The organism is Bradyrhizobium sp. CFUWI, assembly GCF_056429085.1.
In genome coordinates, this window is the sequence record NZ_JBWJZE010000006.1 from 131249 (window position 1) to 149978 (window position 18730).

The 18730-nt window shown below is 64.9% G+C and carries 18 protein-coding genes; 3 read left to right on the top strand and 15 right to left on the bottom strand.

Annotation, left to right across the window (positions count from 1 at the left end; all coding sequences use genetic code 11):
• The first annotated feature begins 110 nt into the window (after positions 1 to 110).
• Together AC066S_RS15245 and AC066S_RS15250 are read left to right on the top strand one after the other, a co-directional pair.
• Positions 111 to 851 carry an SDR family NAD(P)-dependent oxidoreductase gene (locus AC066S_RS15245; protein WP_478270078.1) on the top strand — a complete coding sequence of 247 codons (741 nt, stop codon included), beginning with the start codon at positions 111 to 113 and terminating at the stop codon, positions 849 to 851.
• 290 nt (positions 852 to 1141) lie between these two features.
• Positions 1142 to 2368, top strand: coding sequence for an ABC transporter substrate-binding protein (locus AC066S_RS15250; RefSeq protein WP_126258254.1), 1227 nt, complete (start codon positions 1142 to 1144; stop codon positions 2366 to 2368).
• A 120-nt stretch (positions 2369 to 2488) separates the two neighbouring features.
• On the opposite strand, the gene AC066S_RS15255 is transcribed toward AC066S_RS15250, so the two are convergent.
• The 8 genes from AC066S_RS15255 to AC066S_RS15290 all read right to left on the bottom strand — a co-directional run bounded on the left by AC066S_RS15255 (position 2489) and on the right by AC066S_RS15290 (position 11510).
• On the bottom strand, positions 2489 to 3742 hold the full coding sequence (locus tag AC066S_RS15255; protein ID WP_478270079.1) for a TCR/Tet family MFS transporter: 1254 nt from the start codon (positions 3740 to 3742) through the stop codon (positions 2489 to 2491).
• Positions 3739 to 5121, bottom strand: a complete 1383-nt coding sequence (gene der / locus AC066S_RS15260; protein WP_126258252.1) for a ribosome biogenesis GTPase Der — start codon at positions 5119 to 5121, stop codon at positions 3739 to 3741. Before der ends, AC066S_RS15255 begins: the two co-directional genes overlap by 4 nt.
• A 48-nt stretch (positions 5122 to 5169) precedes the next feature.
• Positions 5170 to 5724 carry a hypothetical protein gene (locus AC066S_RS15265; RefSeq protein WP_478270080.1) on the bottom strand — a complete coding sequence of 185 codons (555 nt, stop codon included), beginning with the start codon at positions 5722 to 5724 and terminating at the stop codon, positions 5170 to 5172.
• 47 nt (positions 5725 to 5771) lie between these two features.
• On the bottom strand, positions 5772 to 6425 hold the full coding sequence (locus AC066S_RS15270; protein ID WP_126258250.1) for a tetratricopeptide repeat protein: 654 nt from the start codon (positions 6423 to 6425) through the stop codon (positions 5772 to 5774).
• Between the two features lie 166 nt (positions 6426 to 6591).
• Positions 6592 to 8184, bottom strand: coding sequence for a class I adenylate-forming enzyme family protein (locus AC066S_RS15275; RefSeq protein ID WP_478270081.1), 1593 nt, complete (start codon positions 8182 to 8184; stop codon positions 6592 to 6594).
• A 77-nt stretch (positions 8185 to 8261) separates the two neighbouring features.
• A complete protein-coding gene (locus tag AC066S_RS15280; protein WP_126258248.1) occupies positions 8262 to 8846 on the bottom strand; it encodes an NnrU family protein in 585 nt (194 codons plus the stop codon).
• Positions 8847 to 9072: 226 nt separating this feature from the next.
• The gene (locus tag AC066S_RS15285; protein WP_478270082.1) at positions 9073 to 9648 is read right to left on the bottom strand and encodes a hypothetical protein; all 576 of its coding nucleotides are present in this window, start codon (positions 9646 to 9648) and stop codon (positions 9073 to 9075) included.
• Positions 9649 to 9887: 239 nt separating this feature from the next.
• Positions 9888 to 11510: a peptide chain release factor 3 gene (locus AC066S_RS15290; RefSeq protein ID WP_135169969.1), complete on the bottom strand. Its 1623-nt coding sequence runs from the start codon at positions 11508 to 11510 to the stop codon at positions 9888 to 9890.
• Between the two features lie 173 nt (positions 11511 to 11683).
• Here AC066S_RS15290 and sugE point away from each other — a divergent pair, with 173 nt between their 5' ends.
• The gene (gene sugE, locus AC066S_RS15295) at positions 11684 to 11998 is read left to right on the top strand and encodes a quaternary ammonium compound efflux SMR transporter SugE (protein ID WP_126258245.1); all 315 of its coding nucleotides are present in this window, start codon (positions 11684 to 11686) and stop codon (positions 11996 to 11998) included.
• On the opposite strand, the gene AC066S_RS15300 is transcribed toward sugE, so the two are convergent.
• From AC066S_RS15300 to AC066S_RS15330, 7 genes are all read right to left on the bottom strand, one after another.
• Positions 11991 to 12998: an inorganic phosphate transporter gene (locus tag AC066S_RS15300; protein ID WP_478270083.1), complete on the bottom strand. Its 1008-nt coding sequence runs from the start codon at positions 12996 to 12998 to the stop codon at positions 11991 to 11993. The two genes, sugE and AC066S_RS15300, sit on opposite strands and share 8 nt — an antisense overlap.
• Before the next feature lie 4 nt (positions 12999 to 13002).
• Positions 13003 to 13647, bottom strand: coding sequence for a DUF47 domain-containing protein (locus AC066S_RS15305; protein WP_008551979.1), 645 nt, complete (start codon positions 13645 to 13647; stop codon positions 13003 to 13005).
• 156 nt (positions 13648 to 13803) lie between these two features.
• A complete protein-coding gene (locus AC066S_RS15310; protein ID WP_126258243.1) occupies positions 13804 to 14772 on the bottom strand; it encodes a branched-chain amino acid ABC transporter permease in 969 nt (322 codons plus the stop codon).
• Position 14773: 1 nt separating this feature from the next.
• Positions 14774 to 15637 carry a branched-chain amino acid ABC transporter permease gene (locus AC066S_RS15315; protein WP_126258242.1) on the bottom strand — a complete coding sequence of 288 codons (864 nt, stop codon included), beginning with the start codon at positions 15635 to 15637 and terminating at the stop codon, positions 14774 to 14776.
• A gap of 65 nt (positions 15638 to 15702) precedes the next feature.
• Complete coding sequence (locus tag AC066S_RS15320) at positions 15703 to 16923, bottom strand: ABC transporter substrate-binding protein (protein ID WP_135169968.1); 1221 nt, start codon at positions 16921 to 16923, stop codon at positions 15703 to 15705.
• A 55-nt stretch (positions 16924 to 16978) separates the two neighbouring features.
• Positions 16979 to 17725 carry an ABC transporter ATP-binding protein gene (locus AC066S_RS15325; protein ID WP_126258240.1) on the bottom strand — a complete coding sequence of 249 codons (747 nt, stop codon included), beginning with the start codon at positions 17723 to 17725 and terminating at the stop codon, positions 16979 to 16981.
• Positions 17718 to 18473 carry an ABC transporter ATP-binding protein gene (locus AC066S_RS15330; RefSeq protein WP_028136885.1) on the bottom strand — a complete coding sequence of 252 codons (756 nt, stop codon included), beginning with the start codon at positions 18471 to 18473 and terminating at the stop codon, positions 17718 to 17720. The genes AC066S_RS15325 and AC066S_RS15330 overlap by 8 nt, the downstream gene beginning before the upstream one ends.
• Positions 18474 to 18730 lie beyond the last annotated feature (257 nt).

Consider the following 18730-nt stretch of genomic DNA (forward strand, 5'->3'; position numbering starts at 1 on the left):
CTGCCTTTTTCGTCATGGCCGGGCTTGTCCCGGCCATCCTCGTCTGTAATACCCGCCGCAAAGAACGTGGATGCCCGGGACGAGCCCGGGCATGACGGAAGTATTCGACGATGACACAACCCCTCGCCAACCGCATCGCTCTCGTCACCGGCGCCTCGCGCGGCATCGGCTATGCCACGGCCATCGCTCTGGCCAAGGCCGGCGCGCATATCGTTGCCGCCGCACGCACGCAGGGCGGGCTGGAAGAGCTCGACGACGAGATCCGTAAACTCGGCGGCAGCGCCACCCTGGTGCCGCTCAACCTCACCGATTCCGACGGGATCGCGCGCCTCGGCGCCGGCTTGCACGAGCGCTACGGCAAGCTAGACATCCTCGTCGGCAATGCCGGCGTGCTCGGCCCCTCCTCGCCGATCGGCCATATCGAGCTGAAGACCTTCAACGACGTGATGGCCGTCAACGTCTCCGCCAATTTCCAGCTGATCCGCTGCATGGAGCCGCTGCTGAGGCAGTCCGATGCCGGCCGCGCCGTGTTCATCACCTCGGGCGCCGCCAACAAGGCGACCGCCTATGTCAGCCCCTATGCCGCCTCCAAGGCCGCGCTGGAAACATTGGCGCGCGCCTGGGCGCAGGAGACCGCGAACACCAAGCTGCGCGTCAACCTGTTCAACCCCGGCCCGGTCCGCACCCGCATGCGCGCCACCCTGATGCCGGGCGAGGATCCGGCGACGCTCGACACGCCTGAGCAGGTCGTCGAATTCATCGTGCCGATGTGCGCGCCTGACTGGACCGAGACCGGCAAGTTTTACGACTACAAGACCCGCACGCTGATGAGCTTCCGCGCGCCCGCCTGAATCAATTCGATTGCTCCCCGCAAAGCGCTGATCGAGACGAGGGGTAATGCCTATACCGCCGGAGCCGATGCCGGAAAGCGCGTCCAGGAATTCAAGCCGACATCGAACGCGCTGGAATAGCGTCTCAACGCATTTTGATCAAAAGTTAACCGCCGGATGACGCTACGACGCAGCAGCATCAGGCTTTAGATGCATTGCCGCGGGACGTGGGACAGGCTACAGCCATCAGCCGGAACGAAGGCTCCGTCCAAGAGAGCCGTCCGCATATTTGACAATGGAGGAAACCTTTTATGACGACAACGTTCGCCCGCCGCTCCGCGGCCCTTCTGGCTTGTGCCGCCTTCGGTTTTGCAACATCCGCTTTCGCGCAGGACAAGACCGTCAAGATCGGCGTGCTCAACGACATGTCGAGCCTCTATGCCGACATCGGCGGCCCGAACTCGGTCGCGGCGGTGAAGATGGCGGTCGAGGATTCCGGCCTGAAGGCCAAGGGCTGGACCATTGAGGTCCTCTCCGGCGATCACCAGAACAAGCCCGACATCGGCGTCAACATCGCCCGGCAGTGGATCGATGCCGACAAGGTCGATGCCATCGCCGACACGCCGAGCTCGGGCGTTGCGCTCGCGGTGAGCAACCTCGTCAAGGAAAAGAACTCGGTGCTGCTCAACTCGGGTGCGGCCACCGCCGATCTTACCGGCAAGGCCTGCACGCCCAACACCGTTTCCTTCACCTACGACACCTACATGCTCGCCAACGGCACCGGCAAGGCGCTGACCAAGGCGGGCGGCGACAGCTGGTTCTTCCTCACCGCCGATTATGCCTTCGGCCATGCGCTGGAGCGCGACACCGGCGCGGTCGTCACCGCCACCGGCGGCAAGGTGCTCGGCGGCGTCAAGCACCCGCTGAACACGGCGGACTTCTCCTCGTTCCTGCTCCAGGCGCAGTCCTCCAAAGCCAAGATCATCGGCCTCGCCAACGCGGGTGGCGACACCACCAACGCGATCAAGCAGGCCGCCGAGTTCGGCATCGTCCAGGGCGGTCAGAAGCTCGCCGCGCTGCTGCTGTTCATCAACGACGTGCACTCGCTCGGCCTGAAGACCGCGCAGGGCCTGACCTTCACCGAGTCCTTCTATTGGGATCTCAACGACCAGACCCGCGAATGGTCGAAGCGGTTCCAGAAGGTCTCGCCCAAGGGCTCGATGCCCTCGATGACGGTCGCGGGCCTCTACGCCGAGATCCTGCATTATTTGAAGGCGATGGAAGCGCTCGGCAGCAATCCGCATGACGGCGCCAAGGTCGTCGCCAAGATGAAGGAGCTGCCGACCGACGATCCGCTGTTCGGCAAGGGCCCGCTGCGCCAGGACGGACGCCGCCTCATCCCGGCCTATCTGTTCGAGGTGAAGAAGCCCGAGGAGTCGAAGGGAGCGTGGGACTATTACAAGCTGGTTGCCACCATCGCGCCCGAAGACGCGGCCAAGCCGCTCAAGGACAGCGATTGTCCGCTGGTGAAGAAGTAACCGTGTAGCTGCCGTGCAAGGTCTTGACGGCGTCATGCCCGGGCTTGTCCCGGGCATCCACGTTTCAGACCAGAGAGAAAGCACGTGGATGGCCGGGACAAGCCCGGCCATGACGGACAATCAGGCTGTCTTCGTTCCCGCCAGCGTCCGCACGGCGATCGCCACGCACAGCACCATCAGCACCGCCGCAAGCAGGAACGGCGCGCCGGGTAGATGCAGGGGCGCGCTCGCACCGATGAAATAGGAAAAGGTCAGCGTGAACAGGAACGGGCCGACGAGCTGCGAGACGCTCTGCACGCTCGCGGTCGCGCCCTGAAGCTGGCCCTGCTGATCGGGCGTCACCAGCCGCGTCATCAGGGATTGCGAGGCGGCACCCGAGATGCCCCACAGCGCCAGAATGGGAATACCAAGCCAGGACAGCGGCCCGGTCGGCGCCGCGCCCAGGACCAGGAAACCGAGCGCGCCACAGCACAGGCCGAGCAGCAGCGCGTTCCGCTCGCCCAGCACACGCACGATCGGGCCGATCGCGAGCCCCTGCACCACCATGGCGCAGATGCCGACCATCGCCAGCGTCAATCCCACCGTCTTGGAATCCCAGCCGTAGCGATAGGTCGCATAGAGCACGAAGGTCGAGGGCAGCACGACATGGGCGACCTGCGCGATGAAATTCACGACCGACAAGGCGGCCAACACCGCGTTGGATCGCAACAGATGCAGTGCCCCGACCGGACTGGCACTCCTCCAGCGGAACGGCGCGCGCTTGTCGGGCGCCAGCGATTCCGGCAGGACGAACAGCCCATAGAGCGCATTGGCGAAGCTCAGGGCGGCCGAGGCCCAGAACGGCAGGCGCGGATCGATGTCGCCGAGCAGGCCGCCGAGCGCCGGCCCCAAGATGAAGCCGGCCCCGAAGGCCGCACCGATCCGGCCGAACACCGCCGCGCGCCGCTCCGGCGGTGTGATGTCGGCGATATAGGCGAAGGCCGTCGAGATGCTGGCCGACGTGATGCCGGAGACGACGCGGCCGATGAACAGCCAGAGCAGCGATGGCGCCAGCGCCATCAGCACGTAGTCGGCGGCCAAGCCGAAATTCGACAGCAGCACCACCGGCCGCCGCCCGAAACGATCCGACAGCGCGCCGAGCAGCGGCGAGAACACGAATTGCATCAAGGCCCAGGCGGTGCCGAACAGGCCGAAGATGCGGGCCGCGTGCGCGGTGTCGTTGTCGACGAAGCTCTCGATCAGCTTCGGCAGGATCGGCATGATCACGCCGAGCGCGAGCATGTCGAGCAGGATGGTGATGAAGATGAAAGCGACCGCGCCGCCCCTCGCCGGCACGGCGCCTTGCGCCGTCGCCTCTCCGGCACCGTCGCTCACGACGGGCGCTTGCGCTTGTGCGCGAACGGATTGGCCTTCTCGCGCAGGGTGATGCGCACCGGCGTGCCCGGCAGATCGAAGGTCTCGCGCATGGAATTGGTGAGGTAGCGCAAATAGGATTGCGGCACCGCGTCGGCGCGCGAGCAGAACAGCACGAAGCTCGGCGGGCGTGCCTTGTTCTGCGTGATGTAGTTCAGCTTGAGCCTGCGGCCCGACACTGCCGGCGGCGGATTGGCCTGGACCGCCTGCTCGAACCAGCGATTGAGCGCCGAGGTCGGCACGCGCCTGTTCCAGACCGCATAGGCGTCCTGAATGGCCTGCATCAAGCGGTCGATGCCTTCCCCCATCAGGCCCGACACGGCGACAACAGGCACGCCCTTGACCTGCGGCAGCCAGTGATCGGCATCACGGCGCAGACCCGAGATCGCGCCGCCGCCCTTGGTCTCCATCAGGTCCCATTTGTTGACGGCGAGCACGATGGCGCGGCCCTCGCGCTCGATCAGATCGGCGATACGCAGGTCCTGCTCCTCGAAGCGGTTTTGCGTATCCATCATCAGCACGACGACTTCGGCGAAGCGCACCGCGCGCAGTGCGTCGGCGACCGAGAGCTTTTCCAGCTTCTCCTCGATGCGCGAACGCCGGCGCAGGCCGGCGGTGTCGAAGACGCGGAAATCGCGGCCCTTCCAGTTGATCTCGACCGCGATGGAATCGCGCGTGGTGCCGGCCTCCGGGCTCGTCAGCAGCCGCTCCTCGCCGAGCAGATGGTTGATCAGCGTCGACTTGCCGGCATTGGGCCGGCCGACGATGGCGACCCGGATCGGGCGGGTCGCGGCCTCTTCCTCGGAGAGCGGCGCGTCGTCCTCGATCTCGTCTTCGTCGACGGGCTCCGGCATCAACTTGGCGAGCGCGTCGTAGAGCTCGCCCATGCCCTCGCCGTGCTCGGCCGAGATCTGAATGGGATCGCCAAGGCCGAGCGCGAAGGCTTCCATCGCGCCGGCATCGCCGTGCTTGCCCTCGCTCTTGTTGGCGATCAGCAGCACCGGCTTGTTGGCCTTGCGGGCGAAATCGGCGAAGGCGCGATCGGTGGGCGTGAGGCCGATGCGGGCATCGACGACGAAGAACAGCGCGTCGGCTTGCGCGATCGCCGCCTCGGTCTGCTCCTGCATGCGCGCGGTCAGCGAGCCCTTGGCGCCCTCGTCGAGGCCGGCGGTGTCGATAATGGTGAAGTGGAGATCGCCAAGCCTGGCCTCGCCCTCGCGGCGGTCGCGGGTGACGCCCGGCAGATCATCGACGAGCGCGAGCTTCTGTCCCACCAGGCGGTTGAACAGCGTCGATTTGCCGACATTGGGCCGGCCGATGATGGCGATCGTGAAGGACATCGGTCATTCGTGCGCTGCCGGGGCTGCGCGTGTCAATGAAATGAATGATCAGCGCGAGAAGCTGCCGCTCGGCAGCGGCGCCGGGAAACCGCCCTGCGATTGCTGCTGCGTGGTCTGGGTCGGTTGCGCCTGCTGGACCGGCTGATCCGGCGGCGGCGCGGTGGTGCGCTTGCGGACGATCTTGTGCTTGGGCGGCGGAGCGGCCGTGGGCGGCGCCGCCTCCGGCTGGGCCTCGCCGTCGACCTCGCCGGCAGGCGCTTCAGCCGGCCCAACCGCTGCGGCCGCCGGTTGCCTCGTCTGCTTCGCCTTGGCGCCCTTCGCCGGCTTGGCCGACCCGGGCGGCGGCTCCGCAGGCAAGGCCGCCACGGCGGGCGCGTTCGGATCGGGCTGCTGCTGCTGCGCGCCCTTGTACAAGTCCTTCGGCACGCCCTGCTCGAGGCCCGGCACACCTTCCGGGAAGACCGGCTTGCGGTCGCCGGGCAGCTTCTTCTTGGTGTCGAGGAAGTCGAGCAAGTCGCTTGGATCGAAGCTGGAGCAGCCGCCCAGGACGCCGGTGAAGGCGATCAGGACGGCGGCTGCGATCAAGCGTGGCGTACGGCGCATCTTGTGTCTCGTTTACGTCAGAGGGCCCGTCAGTTGTCAGCTCTTGGTCAGCTTTTGGCGACGGGCGGCAACAGGGCCTGGAGCGCCTCGGCGCGCGAGCGCAGGCCGGGTGGGGTTTCACCGTCCTCGGCAATCGCGTCGAGCCATTTGCGGGCCGCGGTCATGTCGTTGTTGCGCCAAGCCGACAGCGCCAGCATCTCGCGGGCACTGTGGCGGAAGGTCGCCTTGGGCGCGGCGGAGGGCTCCAGCCGCTGCAGCATGTCGGCATAGCTGGCGCTGTCGAGCACGAGGCCGGCGGCGCGGATCTTCGCCAGATCCTGCCACTCACCGCCGACGCTGCGGTCGGCAGCAAGATCGTCATACATCTTCGCGGCGGCCTTGGGATCGCGCGCGGCAGCCTCGGCGGCGGCACGCAGCCGTGCCAGGGTGCGATAGCCCGACGGCGCCTTGGCGGCGAGCTCGGTGAAGGCGGCCTCAGCCTCGGCGTGCTTGTCCTGCTCGGACAGCTCGACGGCCTTCTCGAAGGCGCCGCCGGCCTCAGCGGCCTTCTTGGCCTCCAGGTACCTATAACCCTGCCAACCGGCGGCCGCGGCCACGACCAGCACCATCAGGGCGATGAAGTAGATCGAATACTTGTCCCACAGTCTCTTGAACTGTTCGCGACGTACTTCCTCGTCGACTTCGTCAAATAATTCAGACACTTATGCTAATCCCATGCCCATTCGGGTGCGCGCGCCGAAGCGTCCGCGTCAGGAATCCCGTCCCCCGTGTGGCGGCGAGGTACCCTAACGATATGGCGGTGGCAAGGCAAAGCGAGCCCGATCAAGGCGTTAACCACCCGGGACAGTCCGGATGCCTAGGCCCGACTCAAGCTCCGAGCAGCTCCCGCAGCTGCCGCTTCAATACCTTGCCGTTGGCGTTGCGCGGCAACGGGTCGGCCGTGATCGCCATGGTCTCGGGAACCTTGTAGTCGGACAGTCGCTCCGCGCACCAGGCCCGCAAGTCGCCGGCCGCCACCGGCACCCGCGTCACCACCACGGCATGGACGCGCTCGCCCAGCACCGGGCAGGCCCTGGCGACGATCGCGCTCTCGACCACTGCGGGATGGCCGGCCAGCACGGATTCGACCTCGGCCGAATAGATCTTCAGGCCGCCACGATTGATCATGTCCTTCTGCCGGTCGAACACGCGGACGAACCCGTCTGCGTCGATCGAACCGAGATCGCCGGAATGCCAGAATCCGCCCGTGAAGCTCTCGGCGGTCGCCTTCGGATTGTTCCAGTAGCCCTTGATGACGGAGGCGCTCTGGATCCAGAGCTCGCCGATCTCGCCGCGCGGCAGTTCGCGCCCATCCGGATCCATCGCCGCGATTCGTGCGCCGGGGCACGGCAGGCCGACGCTGTCGATATGGCTCTCGGTCAGTTCGCCCGGCATGATCGTCGAAGGTGACGTCGTCTCGGTCGCGCCGTAGCAATTCATCAGCTTCAGGCCCGGAATCTTCGCCTTGAGCTTCTCGATGGTCGCGACCGGCATCGGCGCGCCGCCAAAACCGCCGATGCGCCAGCTCGACAGGTCGTAGCCGTCGAAATCGGGCTGCAGCAGGCAGAGATTATACATCGCCGGCACCATCACCGTGTAGGTGACGCGCTCGCGCGCGGCGAGCTTGAGGTAATCGGCGGCTTTGAACTCGGGCATGATGATCAGCGCGCCGCCGCAGCGGATCATGGTGGTGATGTTGGCGACGACGCCGGTGACGTGGCCGAGCGGCACCGCGGCGATCGAGCGGTCCGCTTGCGTCAATTGCAGGCAGGACACGAACACCATCGAGGAATGCACGATGTTGCAATGGGCCAGCATCGCACCCTTTGGCTTGCCGGTCGTGCCCGAGGTGTAGAGGATCATCGCCGTGTCCTCTTCACTCACCTCGACCGGCGCCGGTGCCGGCGCGTTGTCGGCGAGCAAGGCGAAACGCGATCGGGCCGGCTCCTCGTCGATGGCGATACGGTGGATCAGATCGGGCACATCCTGCGCGTCGGGCAGCCGTTCGGCGAGCGAGGCTTCGTGGATCAGGATCTTCGCGCCGCAATCGGCGAGCACATAGGCAATCTCCGGCTTCTGCTGGCGCGTACTGAGCAGCACCGTCACCAGCCCCTCATGCGCGGCGGCAAACAGCAGCAGCGGAAATTCGATGCGGTTGCCGAGCAGGATCGCGACGCGGTCGCCGCGCTGCAAGCCCAGCTTGCGAAAACCCGCCGCGATCCGCGTCGCCTGCTCGACGGCCTGGCGCCAGCTCAGCCGGACATTGCCTGCGATCAAAGCCTCGCCATTGGCATTGCGGGCGCAGGCATCCGCGATCATCGCCCACAGGCTCGCCGGCCGGTCGCAGAAGGCCGGCACCAGCCGATCGCCAAACCGCGCCTCGAGCCGCATCGGCGGGATCTGAGATTGCGACCAATCCATCGGAACGTCCTCGGCTTGTTGCTTTTGTCACGTTCCGCGCACGGCTGCGCGGAATGGTCTTGCGCTGAGCGGCTGCGCTACACCCCCACGACCGGCACGCCGATCACCACCGGATGGAACGCGAACGCCAGGGCCAGATAGGCGACGAGGCCGACCCCGACCGCGATCAGATCGTTGGTGACGCCGCCGACCGGAATTGGCGGGCCGCCGGCGTCGGTGCGATGCTTCAGCGAAATGCGGTCATAGACAGCCCAGCCCAGGAACGAGCCGAACAGGATGATGGAGCCGAGATCGCCGTTGGCCAAAAGATGCGCCGCAGCCCACAGCTTGAGACCGGCCAGCATCGGATGCTTCAGCGTCGCGTAGATGCGACCGCGCAGATAAGAGGCGACCACCAGGATCACCGCGGGCAGCATCAGCGCGACCGCGATGTGCTTCATCGCCTTCGGCGGATACCAGACGTCGATCCAGCCGGAGCTGCGGTAATGGCCAAAGCCCCAGACGATCAGCACGAGCCCCGCGAGCGAGACCAGCGTGTAGAGGATCTTGTAGGTCCCCTCGCCCAGCCGCGCGATTGCCTGCGCACGCGCCTTACGTTTCGTCGTGAAAACATGGGTGGCGAAGAACAGCACCAGCCCCAGGATCATGACCAGCAGACCCATGACATCCTCCCCTTTTGGCCACAGCCCCCGCCTCTGAGGTATCATCGATTGGCTCGCGGTCGCAACTCTTCCTCCTCATGGTGAGGAGGCGCGTCAGCGCCGTCTCGAACCATGCAGGCCCGGCTGTTGCGACAGCGGGGCCTTTCATCCTTCGAGACGCGCGCGGTGCGCGCTCCCAGCGACAACGGCTTCGCCGTTGCGCAAGGGATGAGGAGACAGAGCGGTGCTACTTCGCAAGCTCGCGATTGTCGACATAACGGATGGCGATCGGCCGTCCTGCCAGCGCGCCGCCGAGACCGCCGGTGAATTTCAGCGGCAGGCAGGCTTTCAGCGAGGAATTGACCGCGTTGAGATAGGTGGTTCGGGTCTCTGCGGGCACGCCGGGGGTTGCATAGGTGAGGCGCGGCGGGCCGATCAGGCCTCCGGCCTTGTTGAAGCTGAAGCGCACCGACATCTGCATGCCCGCGCGCGCATTGTCCGATGGCGGCGACCAGCAGCTGCGCAACGCGGCGAAGAGGTCGCCGATCGTGTCGAGATCGTGATCCGGCCTCTGGTACTTGGCGCGGTCCGCTTCCGATGGAACGCTCTGGATGGTGAGTTGGAGGTTCTGGCCGTAGGGGTAGTCAATCTCGGGAATGCAGGGGCCCGGTTCGAGCGGGCTGCAATAGGACGGCGTGCAGGGCCGGTCGTCGAGCACGCTGCACGGCTCATGCGCAAACGGAATCGGATTGATCTGGCGCGGCCGCGCGTCGGCGGCAGCCGATATCGACAGCAGGAGAAGTACGGGGATGCCGCGCCACATGCAGTTAACTCGCGGGATGACGTGGTGAACGTGGCATTGCCCCCGACAAGGTCAAGCCCGTTCCGCATTCACATGCTCGCGTTCAGGCACTCAGTCGTCGCCCGGCTTGACCGGGCGACCCAGTACGCCGTGACGGCAGTGATTGAATCGATGAGCTGCGGCGTACTGGATGCCCCGGTCAAGCCGGGGCATGACAGTGGAGTATGCGGGTGCTCTGCAGAGGACAGAACGGCCGCGCCCTACCCCTTCTTTTTGACGTCCTTGACGTTGGTGAACTCGATGCCCTCGGCGCGTTCCTTGGTGTAGCCGAGATAGAACTCGTTCCGGGCGAGATAGACGGGATCGCCGTCGACGTCGTCGGCGATGCTGGAGGTGTTGGCGGCGATGAAGGTGTCGAGCTTCTTGCGGTCCTCCGAGGAGACCCAACGCGCCAGCTGGAATTCGCTGACCTCGAACTCGACCGGCAATGAATATTCCGCCTCGAGCCGCGCCTTCAGCACGTCGAGCTGCAGCGCGCCGACGACGCCGACCAGCGCCGGCGCGCCGTCGCGCGGACGGAACACCTGCACCACGCCCTCTTCCGACATCTGCTGCAGCGCTTCCTTCAGCTTCTTGGCCTTCATCGCGTCGGTGAGACGGACGCGGCGGACGATTTCCGGCGCGAAGCTTGGCACGCCGACGAAGTTGAAATCCTCGCCCTCGGTCAGGGTGTCGCCGATGCGCAGCGTGCCGTGATTGGGAATGCCGACGACGTCGCCGGCGAAGGCTTCGTCCGCGACCGAGCGGTCCTGGGCGAAGAAGAATTGCGGGCTCGACAGCGGCATGCTCTTGCCGGTGCGCACCAGCTTGGCCTTCATGCCGCGGCTGAGCTTGCCCGAGCAGAGACGCGCGAAGGCGATGCGATCGCGGTGGTTCGGATCCATGTTGGCCTGGATCTTGAACACGAAGGCGCTCATGCGCGGATCGGTGGCCTCGACCCTGCGCTGGTCGCTGTCCTGCGCGCGCGGCTCGGGCGCGAACTTGCCGAGACCTTCCAGAAGGTCGCCGACGCCGAAATTGCGCAATGCGCTGCCGAAATAAACCGGGGTCAGATGGCCTTCGCGGAACGCCTCGAGCTCGAACGGTTTCGAGGCCTCGGTGACGAGCTCGAGCTCGTCCTTCACCGCAGACACGTCGAGATTGGCGTTGAGCTTGGCCAGTTCCTCGATCTCGATCTGCTGCGCCGCGCCGGTCTTGGCGCCGCCGCCTTCGAGCAGGCGCACGCCGCCATTGACGACGTCGTAGGTGCCGAGGAAGTCGCGGCCGCGGCCGACCGGCCAGGTCATCGGCGTGGTGTCGAGCGCCAGCGTCTTCTCGATCTCGTCGAGCAGCTCGAACACGTCGCGGCTCTCGCGGTCCATCTTGTTGATGAAGGTGATGATCGGGATGTCACGCAGGCGGCACACTTCGAACAGCTTGCGGGTGCGCGCCTCGATGCCCTTGGCGGCGTCGATCACCATGACGGCGGAATCGACCGCGGTGAGCGTGCGATAGGTGTCTTCCGAAAAGTCCTCGTGGCCCGGCGTGTCCAGCAGGTTGAAGACGAGGCCCTCGAACTCGAAGGTCATGACCGAGGTCACGACCGAGATGCCGCGCTCGCGCTCGATCTTCATCCAGTCCGAGCGCGTGTTGCGCCGCTCGCCCTTGGCCTTGACCTGACCGGCCAGGTTGATGGCGCCGCCGAACAGCAGCAGCTTCTCGGTCAGCGTGGTCTTGCCGGCGTCAGGATGCGAGATGATCGCAAAGGTGCGCCGCCGCGCGACTTCCGCGGCAAGCGGGGAACGGGCCGGCGATTCGGCATTGGTGGTGGCGATGTCGGACATGGCGGCAGCGTTTGGCAGGGAAAATGGGCCTGATCAAGCCTCAATTGGCGATTGCGCAGCCCTTCGGCCAGCCCCATATCGGCTTGACTGGATCGATCTTGGGGAAGGACGGCCTTCCCGCTCGTCAGCATATCAGCCCGCGGGGACGACCCTGCCTTGAATGGAGGGTCGCCATGGCCTGGAGCATCCTGTTCGTCGCCGGGCTTCTCGAGATCACCTGGGCAATCGGCCTGAAATACACCGAGGGCTTTAGCAGGCTTGTTCCGTCAATCGTAACACTGGCGGCCATGGCCGGCAGCGTCATCCTGCTCGGCCTCGCGCTCAAATCGCTGCCCGTCGGAACCGCCTATGCGGTGTGGACCGGGATCGGCGCGGTCGGCACCGCGACGCTGGGCATCGTCCTGTTCGGCGAACCGGCCACGGCCCTGCGGCTTGCCAGCATCGGCCTGATCGTCGCCGGGATCGTCGGGCTGAAGCTCGTCACTTGACGAAGATCTGGACCGCCCACCACGTCAGCGCCGCGACTGTGGCCGAGGCCGGAATCGTGATCACCCAGGCATAGACGATCGAGCTTGCCACGTTCCAGCGCACCGCCGAGACGCGGCGGGCCGCGCCGACGCCGACGATGGCGCCGGTGATGGTGTGCGTGGTCGAGACGGGAACGCCGAGGAAGGTCGCCATGAACAGGGTCGCCGCGCCTCCCGTCTCGGCGCAGAAGCCCTGCATCGGCGTCAATTTCGTGATGCGCAGGCCCATGGTGCGGACGATGCGCCAGCCGCCCATCAAGGTGCCCAGCGCCATCGCCGCCTGGCAGGACAGCACCACCCAGAACGGCACGGAAAACTCGCTGCCGAGATGGCCCTGCGAATACAGCAGCACCGCGATGATGCCCATGGTCTTCTGCGCGTCGTTGCCGCCATGGCCGAGCGAATAGAGCGAGGCGGAGACGAATTGCAGAATGCGGAAGGCGCGATCGACCGCGAACGGCGTCGAGCGCACCGAGGCCCACGACACGATCGCCACCAGCATCATCGCGAGCAGGAAGCCGACCAGTGGCGACAGCACGATTGCCAGCACCGTCTTGGTCAATCCGCTCCATACCGCGGCCGAGATCCCGGCCTTGGCCATGCCGCCGCCGATGAGCCCACCGATCAGCGCGTGCGAGGACGAGGACGGGATGCCGAGCGCCCAGGTCACCAGGTTCCAGACGATGGCGCCGACCAGGGCGGCGAAGATCACCTGGGCGTCGACGATCGCGGGATCGATGATACCGGTGCCGATGGTCTGGGCGACGTGCAGGCCGAACACCATGAAGGCAATGAAATTGAAGAACGCGGCCCAGAACACCGCATATTGCGGCCGCAACACGCGGGTCGAGACGATGGTCGCGATCGAATTGGCGGCGTCGTGCAGGCCGTTCAGGAAGTCGAACAGCAGAGCGACGGCGATCAAGCCGACCAGGATGGGAAGACCCAACGCTGCATCCACGGCCCTAGACCTGCTCGATGACGATGCTGTTGATCTCGTTCGCGACGTCGTCGAAACGATCGGCCACCTTCTCAAGGTGGTCGTAGATCTCGACGCCGACGATGAAGTCCATCGCATTGCCGTCGCGATGCTTCAGGAACAGCTCCTTCAGCCCGATGTCGTGGAGATCGTCGACGCGGCCCTCCAGCTTGCCCAGCTCTTCCGTGATCGCGGTGAGCATGGCCACGTTCGGGCCGATCGATTGCATCAGCGGCAGCGCACGGCCGACCAGATTGGCGCATTCGATCAGGAGCCCGCCGATCTCGCGCATCGGCGGCTCGAAGGTACGGACCTCGAACAGCATCACGGCCTTGGCCGTCTGCTGCATCTGGTCGATGGCGTCGTCCAGCGATGTGATCAGGTTCTTGATGTCGCCACGGTCGAACGGGGTGATGAAGGTGCGGCGCACCGCCGTCAGCACCTCGCGGGTGATGTTATCGGCGTCGTTCTCGAACTGGTTGACGCGCTGGCAATAGACCGGCGTCTCCTCGCCTCCATTGAGCATGCCCTGGAGCGCGATCGCGCCCTGGATCACTGTCTGGGCATGCCGGTCGAACAGGTCGAAGAACCGCTCTTCCTTGGGCAGGAATGCACGAAACCATCGCATCATGGGGATAGGCTACCGGTTGGAAAATGGGCCGGCCCGAAGGGCCGTCATGAAACTGTCATAGACCATTTTCGAGCCGCGCGCGTGTCATCTCCCGCCTGCGATGCCGGATCATCCACCGGATTATCGCACCAATAAAATTGGTGCGATATCAATCGTTTATAGCGATCTCCGGAAGTAATGCGCGATTTCACCGACGACGCCGCGGCGGAAGGTGAGCACGCAAACCACGAAGATCGCGCCCTGGATCACCGTCACCCACTGGCCGAAACCCGCCAGATATTGCTGCATGGCGATGATCACGAAGGCGCCGACCACGGGGCCGAAGATGGTGCCGAGGCCGCCGACCAGCGTCATCAGCACGACCTCGCCGGACATCGACCAATGGACGTCGGTGAGCGAGGCGTTCTGCGCCACGAACACTTTCAGCGCACCGGCAAAACCGGCCAGCGTGCCTGAAAGCACGAAGGCCAGGAACTTGTACTGGTCGGTCCGGTAGCCGAGCGAGATCGCGCGCGGCTCGTTCTCGCGGATCGCCTTCAGCACCTCGCCGAACGGCGAGTTGATGATGCGGAAGATCAGGAGGAAGCCGGCGAGGAACCCGACCAGCACGACGTAATACAGCACCGTCGGCTTGGACAGATCGAAGATGCCGAACATGTGTCCTTGCGGGATGCCCTGGATGCCGTCCTCACCGTGGGTAAACGGGGCCTGGAGGTAGATGAAGTACAAGAGCTGCGACAGCGCCAGCGTGATCATCGAGAAGTAGATGCCCTGGCGGCGGATCGAGATGTAGCCCGTGACGAGCGAGAGCACGAAAGCCGCGGCGATGCCGACGAGGATGCCGAGCTCGGGCGGCAAGGCCCAGACCTTCAACGCATGCGCGCTGCAATAGCCGGCGGTGCCCAGGAACATCGCGTGGCCGAACGACAACAGCCCGCCATAGCCGACCAGCAGGTTGAAGGCACAGGCGAGCAGCGCAAAGCACAGCGCCTGCATGACGAAGAACGGGTAGACGCCCGTGAACGGCACCGCCGCGAGCAGCAGCGCCATCATCACGAAAACGATCATCTCGTCGCGCATCGCGCGAGGGGTCACCGGCAGCGTGTCGTCCGTCAGGGTTGTCATATCAGGCCGCCCTTCCCGTCAATCCCGTTGGCTTCACCAGGAGCACCAGCACCATCAGCACGAACACGACGGTGTTGGAGGCCTCGGGGTAGAAATATTTGGTCAGACCCTCGATCACCCCGAGCGCGAAGCCGGTGATGATGGAGCCCATGATCGATCCCATGCCGCCGATCACGACCACCGCGAACACGACGATGATGAGGTCGGCGCCCATCAGCGGCCGCACCTGGTTGATCGGCGCCGAGAGCACGCCGGCGAGCGCGGCGAGGCCGACGCCGAGACCGTAAGTGAGCGTGATCATGCGCGGCACGTTGATGCCGAAGGCGCGCACCAGCGTCGGATTTTCAGTGGCGGCGCGCAGGTATGCGCCGAGCTGGGTCTTCTCGATCAGGAACCAGGTCGCAAGGCACACGACCAGCGAGAACACGACCACCCAGCCGCGATAGACGGGCAAGAACATGAAGCCGAGATTCATGCCGCCCTTGAGCTGGTCCGGAATGGCGTAAGGCAGGCCGGACGAGCCGAAATAGTTCTGGAACACGCCCTGCACGATCAGCGCGATGCCGAAGGTCAGGAGCAGTCCGTAGAGATGATCGAGCCCGGTCAGCCATTGCAGCATGGTCCGCTCGAGGATCATGCCGAAGATGCCGACGATGATGGGCGCAAGCAGCAACGCCCACCAATAGTTGATGCCGCCGATATTCAGCAGGAAATAGGCGACGAAGGCGCCCATCATGTAGAGCGCGCCATGGGCGAAATTGATGATGTTGAGCATGCCGAAGATCACGGCAAGCCCGAGACTGAGCAGCGCGTAGAACGAGCCGTTGATCAGTCCCACCAGTAGCTGAGCGTATAGAGCCTGCATCGATCAATCTCGTACCCGGTCTCGTTATGCCATTTCATTCTGCCGCGCCCGCGGGCGCGGCCAACTCACTTCTTCACCAGGGGACAGGCGCTTTCCGACAGCGGCCGGAAGGCCTGCTCGCCGGGGGTCGTGCCGATCAGCTTGTAATAGTCCCACGGTCCCTTGGATTCCTCGGGCTTCTTCACCTCGAAGAGATAGGCCGGATGCAGCTTGCGGCCGTCGGCGCGGATCGTGCCCTTGCCGAACAGCGCGTCGTCCGTCGGCATCTCCTTCATCTTGGCGACGACCTTGGCGCCGTCATGCGGATTGCCGCCCATGGCCTCCAGCGCCTTGAAATAGTGCAGCAGGCCCGAATAGACGCCGGCCTGCACCATCGAAGGCATCGCCTTGTTCTTCATGCGCTCGGAGAAGCGCTTGGAGAACGCGCGCGTACCGTCGTTCATGTCCCAATAGAAAGTCTCGGTGAAGTTCAGGCCCTGCGCCACCTTCAGCCCGAGCGCGTGCACGTCTGTGATGAAGAGAAGCAGACCCGCAAGCTTCTGGCCGCCCGAGACGACGCCGAACTCCGCCGCCTGCTTGATCGTGTTGGTGGTGTCGCCGCCGGCATTCGCCATGCCGATGATCTTGGCCTTGGAGGCCTGCGCTTGCAGCAGGAACGACGAGAAGTCGGCGGTATTCAGGGGATGCTTGACGTTGCCGATCACCTTGCCACCCGATTTCACCACGACCGCGGCAGTGTCGCGCTCGAGGGCATGGCCGAAGGCGTAGTCCGCGGTCAAGAAGTACCAGGTGTCGCCGCCCGCCTTCACCAGCGCCTGCCCCGTGCTGTTGGCCAGCATGTAGGTGTCGTAGACCCAGTGGACCGTGTTCGGCGAGCATTGCGCGTTGGTGAGATCCGACGTCGCTGCACCGGTGTCGATCAGGATGGAATTCTTCTCCTTGACGATGTTGTTGACCGCCAGCGCAACGCCGGAGTTCAGGACATCCATGAAGATGTCGACCTTCTCGACGTCGATCCATTGCCGGGCAATCGTGGAGCCGATGTCGGGCTTGTTCTGATGGTCCGCGGAGATCAGGTCGAGCTTCCAGCCCTTGGCCGCAAGCCCGGAATCCTCGATCGCCATCTGCGCGGCGACGGTCGAGCCAGGGCCGCCGAGGTCGGCATAGAGTCCGGAATTGTCGGTCAGGACGCCGATCTTGATGTTCTTGTCCTGCGCGACCGCGGCGCCTGCCGCACCGAAGGCCAGGGCTGTGCCGAGCAACATCGCCGAAATGCCGTGCTTCATAATCCGCTCCCAGTATTGCTTTGACAGTTACTCTCGATGGTCCGGCCTAGCACCGCTACACGCCGAGATAGGTGTGGAGCTTGTCCATGTTGGCGGCAAGCTCGGCATTGGAAAATCCGTCAATGATCTTGCCATGCTCGACCACGTAGTAGCGGTCGGCGACGGTGGACGCGAAGCGGAAATTCTGCTCGACCAGGAGGATCGTGAAGCCCTCCTTCTTGAGCCGCGCAATGGTGTGGCCGATCTGCTGGATGATGACGGGCGCGAGCCCCTCGGTCGGCTCGTCCAGCATCAGGAAGCTCGCGCCGGTGCGCAGGATGCGCGCAATCGCCAGCATCTGCTGCTCGCCTCCGGACAGCTTGGTGCCCTGGCTGTTGAGCCGTTCCTTCAGATTCGGGAACAGCTCGAAGATCTGATCGAGCGGCAATCCGCCTTCACGGACCACCGGCGGCAGCATCAAGTTCTCGCGCACGTCGAGACTGGCGAATATGCCCCGCTCTTCCGGGCAGAATGCGATGCCCATGCGCGCGATCTTGTCGGAGGTCGCGCGAATGATCTCCTCGTTGTTGAACTTCACCGAGCCGGTACGCTTGCCGATGATGCCCATGATCGACTTCAGCGTGGTCGTCTTGCCGGCGCCGTTGCGCCCGAGCAGGGTGACGACCTCGCCCGCGTTCACGTCGAAGTTGATCCCGTGCAGGATGTGGGACTCGCCGTACCAGGCTTCGAGGTTGCGGACTTGAAGGAGGTTTCCGCCGGTCGCAACCTTGGCCGGAGCCTCGGCAATCGCAGTGTCAGGCATGCCCGGCTCCCAGGTAAGCTTCCTTGACGCGCTCGTCCTTGGTGAGCTCGCTGTAATGACCTTGCGCGAGCACCTGCCCGCGCGTCAGCACGGTGATGATGTCGGAGAGGTTGGCCACGACGCTCAAGTTATGCTCGACCATCAGGATGGTATATTTCGCGGAGATGCGCTTGATCAGCGCCGCGATCTTGTCGATGTCCTCGTGGCCCATGCCGGCCATCGGCTCGTCCAGCAGCATCATCTCCGGGTCGAGCGCGAGCGTGGTTGCAATTTCGAGTGCGCGCTTGCGTCCATAGGGCATCTCGACCGCGGGCGTGTTGGCAAACTCGCTGAGACCGACATCGTTGAGGAGCTCGCGGGCGCGATCGTTGAAACGGTTGAGGACCGACTTGGAGCGCCAGAAATCGAACGAAGATCCGTGCTGGCGCTGAAGCGCGACACGCACGTTCTCCTGCGCGGTGAGATGCGGAAACACCGCCGAAATCTGGAACGAACGAACAAGCCCCAGGCGGGCCACGTCGGCCGGCGCCATCGCGGTGATGTCCTGCCCCTTGTACAGGATTTTTCCGGCAGACGGTTTGAGGAACTTGGTCAGAAGATTGAAGCAGGTCGTCTTACCGGCCCCGTTCGGGCCGATCAACGCGTGAATGCTCCCACGGCGAACCTTGAGCGCAACGTCGCGGACGGCGAAGAAGCCCGCGAACTCCTTGGTCAAGCCTTCCGTTTCGAGAATGAACTCATCGGCCAAACAGATTTCCCCCTGCCCGCGCGTCGCGCGTGGCTATCCTTGTTGCTTCGGCTTTCCGGAGGCCTTGGAGCCTATCCTTGAAGCCCCTCCGGAACGCCGCCTTCGGGCGCGGAATATGCCGGAGGTGACGGGGGTTAGGCAAGGCGGAAAGCTGAGCAGATCAGGTCTCCGGCCGGGATACAAATGCTCCCTTAGTCGGAGGTGTGCGATGGCGCGCCTGCCCGGCCTCCCGGTTCGCAAGACACCGGTCGTCAAGC

Excerpts from the sequence above, each read along its gene's own strand:
- AC066S_RS15245 (WP_478270078.1), top strand. The coding sequence starts at position 111 with ATGACACAACCCCTCGCCAACCGCATCGCTCTCGTCACCGGCGCCTCG.
- AC066S_RS15250 (WP_126258254.1), top strand. The coding sequence starts at position 1,142 with ATGACGACAACGTTCGCCCGCCGCTCCGCGGCCCTTCTGGCTTGTGCC.
- der (WP_126258252.1), bottom strand. The coding sequence starts at position 5,121 with ATGTCCTTCACGATCGCCATCATCGGCCGGCCCAATGTCGGCAAATCG.
- AC066S_RS15265 (WP_478270080.1), bottom strand. The coding sequence starts at position 5,724 with ATGCGCCGTACGCCACGCTTGATCGCAGCCGCCGTCCTGATCGCCTTC.
- AC066S_RS15275 (WP_478270081.1), bottom strand. The coding sequence starts at position 8,184 with ATGGATTGGTCGCAATCTCAGATCCCGCCGATGCGGCTCGAGGCGCGG.
- AC066S_RS15280 (WP_126258248.1), bottom strand. The coding sequence starts at position 8,846 with ATGGGTCTGCTGGTCATGATCCTGGGGCTGGTGCTGTTCTTCGCCACC.
- AC066S_RS15285 (WP_478270082.1), bottom strand. The coding sequence starts at position 9,648 with ATGTGGCGCGGCATCCCCGTACTTCTCCTGCTGTCGATATCGGCTGCC.
- AC066S_RS15290 (WP_135169969.1), bottom strand. The coding sequence starts at position 11,510 with ATGTCCGACATCGCCACCACCAATGCCGAATCGCCGGCCCGTTCCCCG.
- sugE (WP_126258245.1), top strand. The coding sequence starts at position 11,684 with ATGGCCTGGAGCATCCTGTTCGTCGCCGGGCTTCTCGAGATCACCTGG.
- AC066S_RS15305 (WP_008551979.1), bottom strand. The coding sequence starts at position 13,647 with ATGATGCGATGGTTTCGTGCATTCCTGCCCAAGGAAGAGCGGTTCTTC.
- AC066S_RS15310 (WP_126258243.1), bottom strand. The coding sequence starts at position 14,772 with ATGACAACCCTGACGGACGACACGCTGCCGGTGACCCCTCGCGCGATG.
- AC066S_RS15315 (WP_126258242.1), bottom strand. The coding sequence starts at position 15,637 with ATGCAGGCTCTATACGCTCAGCTACTGGTGGGACTGATCAACGGCTCG.
- AC066S_RS15320 (WP_135169968.1), bottom strand. The coding sequence starts at position 16,923 with ATGAAGCACGGCATTTCGGCGATGTTGCTCGGCACAGCCCTGGCCTTC.
- AC066S_RS15325 (WP_126258240.1), bottom strand. The coding sequence starts at position 17,725 with ATGCCTGACACTGCGATTGCCGAGGCTCCGGCCAAGGTTGCGACCGGC.